Below are 6,713 nucleotides of genomic sequence, written 5' to 3'. Positions count from 1 at the left end.
TACTCCCTGCATCCAGGGAGCACCATGCCACCAGTGACATCTCTAATTTGCAGAGGGTGACATTTCTAAATGGCGCTTACACTCGTTCGGCGCGATAATAAGGATTATGTTAATAGCAATACCATCACTGTCCATGTCCAGTGTGTCTACTGTGAGGGAGACGGGCTTGCGGTGGGACGGATCTTTCCACAGTATCCGCCACCATGTCCACTGCGTCCTCACCGTCGCCTTGGACTTGTAACGGTTTTGCGCCGGTCACCTATCTCATTATGCCACCTTGGCCTCAAAGGCGAGCGGACTGATGCCACCTAGGTATGAATGGCGCCGCCGGGAATTGTAGAAGCCGTTGATGTACTGGAAGATGCCAGCTTCAGCTTGCCGCTTCAGGGATTTGAAGAAGGTCTCGACGGAGGCGTTGTCGTAACAATTTCCCTTGCCGCTCATTGATGGACGCAGGCCATAGGCCTGCAGCTTTTTCTGATAGGCGTAGGAGCAATATTGGCTGCCGCGATCGGAGTGGAAAATGCAGCCCTCGGGCGGTTGACGCAGCCGCACCGCCATATCCAGCGCCCGGATCGCCAGATCCTTTTTCATCCTGTCGCTGACAGCCCAGCCCACGACACGTCGGCTATGCAGGTCGAGGATGACGGCAAGGTAAAGCCAGCCTTCTGAGGTCCAGACATAGGTTCTTTAATTGATCGCCCGCGCTTGGTGATATTGCGGCTGTAGCTGGTCGACTGCAAGGTTCTTTTCGAAGTCGTCTCTGATGAGCGCTTCATCTCGGCATCCAAGGCTTCGACGTCCCGAGGGTGATATTCGCGACGCGTGCTCGCACGTAGATCTCACGGGCTGGGTCGACCGCCTGCCGCCTCGACCGACACGGCAACAATAACAGGCGCGGGTTTGACGCCTGCGCTATTTCATCTCATGCCTCCTTCAACTCGAAGGTGGTGCCGTCGCGCCAGATGGCATGCATGATGACCGTGAGCTTGCGGGCCAGGGCAACAACCGCTTTCTTGTGACTGGTGCGCTTCTTCAACTCCATTGCCCAGTCTTTCAGCCCCTGTCCGCTGGCGGCCTCATACAGAACGGTCCGCAACATCTGGTCCCCACGTCGCGAAATACGTCCGCCATAATCCATTTCGCCGGATTGGAATCGTCGCGATGTCAGTCCGACGTAAGCGCCCACAGAGCGGGAGCGGCGAAACCGCGCGGGATCGTCGATGGTCGCGACAAACGTGACGGCGCTGACCGCTCCAGCCCCTGGAATGCTCATGAGGCGCCGACACGTATCGTCCTCGCGCGTGTGCCGTAGCATGGCTTTGAAGAGCTGCGCGACTTGGCGTAGCGCCTCGGTCCGGATCCGGAGCAATGGCATGATGATGTCGGACAGCATCGGCGCACGGGTTGAGGCATCCAGGATTCGCTGTTCAAAGGTGCGCAGATGCCTGGGAAACACCACGCCGAAGTTGGCCAGCAATCCCCTGATCATATTCTCGACGTTCATCCGGGTCTTGATGGCTACTTCCCGCGCTCGCAACAGCGCGCGGCGTTCCTGAGCGGTTTGGCTCGTTACGATGACCTTGCGATAAAAGCCGGTACGGGCAAGGTCGGCCAGGATCGCGGCATCGTTTGCGTCTGTCTTGTTGTGCATCTGGCTCAGCACCGCATCCGCCTGACGCGCATCGACGCAGACGATCGGCACGCCACGGCGAGCGAGCTCGTGATACAGCCAGTTTGCCATGCGACCCGTCTCCATCACGACTGTGATGATCGGCAGCCCGCTGGCGGACAAGGCACCGGCGATCGCATCGGGATCCGTCGGCTTCTTGGTCGCCAGTACCGATCTGCCATCATTATCCCGGACGCAGATCGCGGTCTCGTCCTTCGAAACGTCCAGTCCTACAAAGTAGCGTTCCATCTTGGCCTCCTCTTTACGGCTGCGTCAGTATGCCGCCGGAAAGCGCGGGCGATCAATTACGCCGAGTGATGTCGCCGGCCCATTTGCGGTTGGGTGCATCGGCGGCAAAGTCACCGTCGAGCCAGTTGGCCGCGACACCAAGGCGATGGTGACTGTCTGTCGTAACCTTGTGTCTGCGTGTGCGGACCGGCTTGATCCCGTTGATCCCTTCCTTTGCGGCACAGCTCGGCAATGCTGTCCTCACCGCGCAAGCCTTCCAGCACAATGCGGATCTTGTCCTCGGCGGAGAAATGGCGTCGGGTCTGCCGTCGTATGTCCTTTACCACCCGCTCCGCAGGGGCCTTGGCCGACGATTTTTTCAAGGAGGATTGGGGCTTCATCTTCGTTCCTTCGTCACTATGACGAAGCCCCAATCCTCCTAAATTCACAACCGCAAATCTGTGCCATGGGTGCTGACGGCGGACAGGCCACCGTCGACAGGCACGACCGCGCCCGTCATGTACGACGATGCGTCGGAAGCGAGGAACAGCATCGCCTGCGCGATCTCTTCCGGCTTGCCCACCCGTCCGGCGGGTATCAGGCTGACGGTCTTGTTCACCGCCTCGGGGTCGCGTGCCAGATGCTCAAGGTAGATCGGCGTTTCGATCCCGCCGGGGCAAATGACGTTAGCGCGCACGCCCTTGCTGGCATATTCCGCGGCAACGACGCGAGTAGCCGCGATGATGGCACCCTTGGTGGCGGAATAGACCGTAAGGCCTGGCATGCCGACAAGCGCCGTGGCCGAAGAGATGTTGACGATGACGCCGCCATCGCCGGCCACCAGATGCGGCGGGGCATGTTTCATGGTGAGCAGCAGGCCTCGGACGCTCACCGCTATCACGCGATCGATATTTTCCTCGTCGGCGTCCTCGACAGATCCTTGCGGCCCGGTGATCCCGGCCACGTTGCAGAGGATGTCGAGTTGGCCGAACTCGGCGATAGCCATCTCAACCATCGCACGCACGTCGGCGCTCTTGCTAACGTTGGCCCGGCAGGATGCGATGCCCTCGCCAAGTTCGGCTGTAAGTTCGGCTTCCTTCCCGCTCACGTCTGCCAGCAGGATGCGGGCGCACTTCTTGTGAAAAAGCCCGCTGCGCGGCAGCGATGCCGGAGCCGGCGCGGGTAATGTTGGTGACCTTGCCGCTTAGAACTCCAATCATTTTCGAGGCTCCTTAGTGTTATTACGGGCTGGCTTCGTTCGGACGCTGGAAAGGCGCGCCGCTTGAGGCGCGCCTCGGATGCAGGACGTCGGCTTATGCCCGGCGGGGCGCGGTCACCTCGCGATTGCGGGCTACCGTCTGCTCGTGAGTCAGCGGGAATGTTTCTTCCATGAAGCTCTTTATCAGCGCGTCACGATCGATCGGCGCTCGCGCCTTGTCCGCCGCCGACAGCGCATCGCGCAGCTCGGGCAGCGTAAGCTCGGTGCAATAGGCCGGAGTGCCCGGTTGTTGCCGCCATGAGCCAGCCAGCTCGCCTGCGTCGAGAGCATCGAAGCCGGTTTCGTTCACCAGGCTGGACGCGATTGCCTTGGCACGGGCGTCATCACCTGCGACGGGCACTGCGATCCGGCCATCTGTGTGTCCTGCTGAGCCGCCGTTTGCCAAGGTCTCCGCAAGCACAGCGTTGAACGCCTTGATGACGGGCCGGCCAAGTTGCTCGCTTGACCAGACGCTCTCCGGCTTGCCGTTGTCGACCTCGGCGATATTGCCGTCACGGAAGGGATAATAGTTGCCGGTGTCGATCACCACGACGTCTTCCGGAACGCCATCGAAATGCGATGCGGCGTTCGGGATCTCCGCGAAGGGAATGGAGAGGATGATGACCTCCACGTCCTTGACCGCTTCCCGCGCCTCAACTGCAGTCGCACCGATCTGCTCTGCCTTGTCGCGGATCTTCTCAGGGCTATCCGCACCCGCCAGCTTGATCTTATGTCCGGCCGCCGCCAGCTTGCGGGCGATCGTGCCACCGATGTTTCCCGCGCCGATAATACCAATGTCCATGTTGTTTCCTTTCATTTACCTGTGATGATGATTACCGCGCCAGTCGCGGATCGATGCCATATTGTGGGGGAGCCCCGAGGGGATCGCGCAGGGTGGCACCCTCATAATCCTGTTGGAAAATGCCGCGCTCCTGCAACAGTGGCACTACGCCATCGACGAAGGCATCTACCCCGTCGTTCCCGACCTGCGCGTTCCGCCGCGTCTCGGAACGCGGCGCGCTGTGCACGCGCATCGTCGATAGTGAATGCCGCGCCGATCACCGCATTCGCGTAGCGGCCGCCGAGCTCATGCGCGTTCGGGCTGCCGCCGGCGTGGAAAACGACGGGCTGCCCCTGTTCGGAAGGTGGGATGTAGAGCGGGCCGCGTGACGCGACGTAGGTGCCGCCAAGATTGATCGGCGCGATCGCCCCAGCTTCCGCGAACCGCCCGGTCGCCTGGTCAGGCACCCAGGCGTCGCGTCCCCAACTGCCCCACAAGGATTGCACGAGTTGGATCGTCTCATGCGCGCGACTGTAGCGATCCGCGCTGGACGGCAAGGTCTTGCCGTAATTGGCGGCGACATCCTCACCGCTCGAGGTCACGGCATTCCATCCCGTCCGACCATGGCTCAGAATGTCGAGCGCCTTGAACTGCCGTGCGAGATTGAACGGTTCGTTAAAGGTGGTGGAGCCAGTCGCAACGAGCCCGATCCGGTTCGTCTCGCGAGCGACTGCCGCGAGCGTGACCATGACGTCCAGGTTGAAATTTGGGGGTTCATTCGCGATGTCACCGACGTGCGTCGGGCCATCGGGCAGAAATAGAAACTGCAGCTTTCCGCGCTCGGCGGCCTGTGCGTAGCGGACCTTCGCATTGAAATCCGTGTAGCTGCGAGGATCGACCGAAGGCTCACGCCGGGCACCTGGCAAGTTGCCGTATCCGTTCCCCAGATGCATGCCGATCATCATCTGCCTGGCCATGGCACTCTCGTTCGCTGACGGTGTTGGACCTGTTCTATTGCCAGCAACCCACTATATGGAGAGCGTCTCCGATTCATAATTTGCAGATACGGAGAGTGTCTCCGATATTCAAGAGGTAAAAATCGATATGTCCAAATCGCCGATCAAGGGAGCCTCCAGACGAGATGCGCAGCATAACCGCGCCCACATTCTCGAAGTGGCTCGAGCCGCGTTCGCTCGCAATGGCATCGATGTATCCATGGATGCGATCGCCAAGATGGCGGGGCTTGGCGCCGGCACTCTTTATCGCAACTTCCCGAATAAGGACGCCCTGTTGGCCGCCCTGCTGGACCGTCACTATGAGGGGTTGGAAGAACGCCGCCTCGCGATCGAAGCTGAAGAGACCGATGAGGCTCGGGCGCTGGAGCGCTGGATCGAAGCACTCGGCGACTGGATGCTTGCCTATGAAGGCTTACCCGAACCTTTGAGGGCCGCGTGCCGGAGCGAGTCCCCCCTTTCCCAGGCGTGCCATACTGTGATTGCAACGACCGAACGGCTTCTTAAGGCGGCGCAAGATAAAGGTCACGCCCGTACTCAGGTGACCGGACGCGACCTTTTTCTCGGTGCTCTTGCGATTGCTTGGGCGGGTGGTGACACGATTGCTGGCGAAGATACCACAAAAGTTCTTCGAACTGTTCTGCAGTCAGGTTGGCGGGAGAGCGCTGCCTCGTAGGCTCTACGGGTTCGGCTCCGCCCGGCATGAGCGATGGCATTGCGGGCAAATTGGACGCGGAGGCTTTTGAAAAAGATGCCTCGCACCAAACGATTTGCGAACGCAGCTACGCCAATGCGAGCACTCCTCCCAGCATCAGACGAATAAGGTCGGCCTGACCACGGGCACCGGTTTTCGCGTAGATTTTTTTTGAGTAGTTACGGGTCGTCTCAAGCGTAAACCCCAGCGCGCTGGCTGCCTGCGCAATGGTCATTCCCCGGCTCATGGCAAGGGCGAGCCTGGCTTCACTTCTAGTCAACCCGAAAAGTTCCGAGATCTGCTCATGATTGTCGACTGACGCGGGGCTGGAGTCCTGAATGTAGGCGATCGCCACCGGCACAGGTGACGCGGACGCTGGACGGTCCTCCACCGGCACGATCAAGAGTTCCAGCCAGGGATCCGTGCTGATGTGGATGGCCCGCGGGCGAGTGCTGCGATTTGCGGGGCATGTTTCCATCGCTTCACAAAGCTGTTGATGAACCGCAGGCTGCGACGCGTAAAGCCGGCCCTGCCCATCCCGGCGCAAATGCGGGCTTTGGGCAAGCAGTCGTTCCATACGATCGTTCGCCCCGGTTATGCGTCTGTCCGCATCCATGCCGAACCAACCGAAGTTCAGTCGCTTCATCGCTCCAGCCGTGACGTCGGCGCGAAAGCGTTCACGTTCGATCGCCAGATAGCTGCTCAGAGCCCTGCGCAGATGCGGACATATGGCTTCGAGCAGGGTGCTCGTCCCTGCGCTAAAATCGCGCTCATCCCGAACGATACTCAGCCAGGCGCTGACGCCGCCAGGCTCGGTGAAGCGGATCATGCGGACCCAGTTCCAGCCCATCGGGGCGAGGAAATCGGCAAAATACTGATGATCTCTGTGATCCGTTATGTTGAGCAGTTCCGCCAGCGTGTGGGCGCGCCCCTCACGAAGCTGATGATAGGGCACCGGGTCCCGCTTATAGAATTCCTGTCGATACAGCCGCCGCATCTCGGCGGAGGGTATGGCGCCAGAGCAGAGGATGACTGGATCACCTGCCGGCCGGTCAGGCGGACGAAAG

6 protein-coding genes and 3 pseudogenes are annotated in these 6,713 nt (G+C 60.5%); 1 reads left to right on the top strand and 8 read right to left on the bottom strand.

The window, feature by feature from the left end:
• Positions 1–267: 267 nt before the first annotated feature.
• The 7 genes and pseudogenes from ACFO3E_RS12900 to ACFO3E_RS12870 form a co-directional block, all read right to left on the bottom strand.
• Positions 268–687 (bottom strand): annotated as a pseudogene (locus tag ACFO3E_RS12900) (IS3 family transposase); the annotation flags it as partial.
• 238 nt (positions 688–925) lie between these two features.
• A complete protein-coding gene (locus ACFO3E_RS12895; protein ID WP_380805250.1) occupies positions 926–1,921 on the bottom strand; it encodes an IS110 family RNA-guided transposase in 996 nt (331 codons plus the stop codon).
• Between the two features lie 64 nt (positions 1,922–1,985).
• A pseudogene (locus ACFO3E_RS12890) lies at positions 1,986–2,123 on the bottom strand (IS3 family transposase); the annotation flags it as partial.
• Positions 2,124–2,133: 10 nt separating this feature from the next.
• Positions 2,134–2,301, bottom strand: a pseudogene (locus tag ACFO3E_RS12885) (IS3 family transposase); the annotation flags it as partial.
• A gap of 44 nt (positions 2,302–2,345) precedes the next feature.
• Complete coding sequence (locus ACFO3E_RS12880) at positions 2,346–3,062, bottom strand: SDR family NAD(P)-dependent oxidoreductase (RefSeq protein WP_380805253.1); 717 nt, start codon at positions 3,060–3,062, stop codon at positions 2,346–2,348.
• 151 nt (positions 3,063–3,213) lie between these two features.
• Positions 3,214–3,960, bottom strand: a complete 747-nt coding sequence (locus ACFO3E_RS12875) for an NADPH-dependent F420 reductase (protein WP_380805247.1) — start codon at positions 3,958–3,960, stop codon at positions 3,214–3,216.
• Positions 3,961–4,061: 101 nt separating this feature from the next.
• Entirely contained in the window at positions 4,062–4,916 is an 855-nt protein-coding gene (locus tag ACFO3E_RS12870) for an LLM class flavin-dependent oxidoreductase (protein ID WP_380805245.1), read from the bottom strand.
• A 127-nt stretch (positions 4,917–5,043) separates the two neighbouring features.
• On the opposite strand from ACFO3E_RS12870, the gene ACFO3E_RS12865 reads away from it, so the two are divergent.
• Entirely contained in the window at positions 5,044–5,628 is a 585-nt protein-coding gene (locus ACFO3E_RS12865; RefSeq protein WP_380805243.1) for a TetR/AcrR family transcriptional regulator, read from the top strand.
• A 106-nt stretch (positions 5,629–5,734) separates the two neighbouring features.
• On the opposite strand, the gene ACFO3E_RS12860 is transcribed toward ACFO3E_RS12865, so the two are convergent.
• Complete coding sequence (locus tag ACFO3E_RS12860) at positions 5,735–6,601, bottom strand: helix-turn-helix transcriptional regulator (protein ID WP_380805241.1); 867 nt, start codon at positions 6,599–6,601, stop codon at positions 5,735–5,737.
• Positions 6,602–6,713 lie beyond the last annotated feature (112 nt).

Source organism: Sphingobium tyrosinilyticum (assembly GCF_042654265.1).
Taxonomy (GTDB): domain Bacteria; phylum Pseudomonadota; class Alphaproteobacteria; order Sphingomonadales; family Sphingomonadaceae; genus Sphingobium; species Sphingobium tyrosinilyticum.
The sequence above is the reverse complement of the archived record's forward strand: the minus strand, read 5'-3'. Positions and strand labels throughout refer to the sequence as shown.

Excerpts from the sequence above, each read along its gene's own strand:
- ACFO3E_RS12895 (WP_380805250.1), bottom strand. The coding sequence starts at position 1,921 with ATGGAACGCTACTTTGTAGGACTGGACGTTTCGAAGGACGAGACCGCG.
- ACFO3E_RS12865 (WP_380805243.1), top strand. The coding sequence starts at position 5,044 with ATGTCCAAATCGCCGATCAAGGGAGCCTCCAGACGAGATGCGCAGCAT.
- ACFO3E_RS12870 (WP_380805245.1), bottom strand. The coding sequence starts at position 4,916 with ATGGCCAGGCAGATGATGATCGGCATGCATCTGGGGAACGGATACGGC.
- ACFO3E_RS12875 (WP_380805247.1), bottom strand. The coding sequence starts at position 3,960 with ATGGACATTGGTATTATCGGCGCGGGAAACATCGGTGGCACGATCGCC.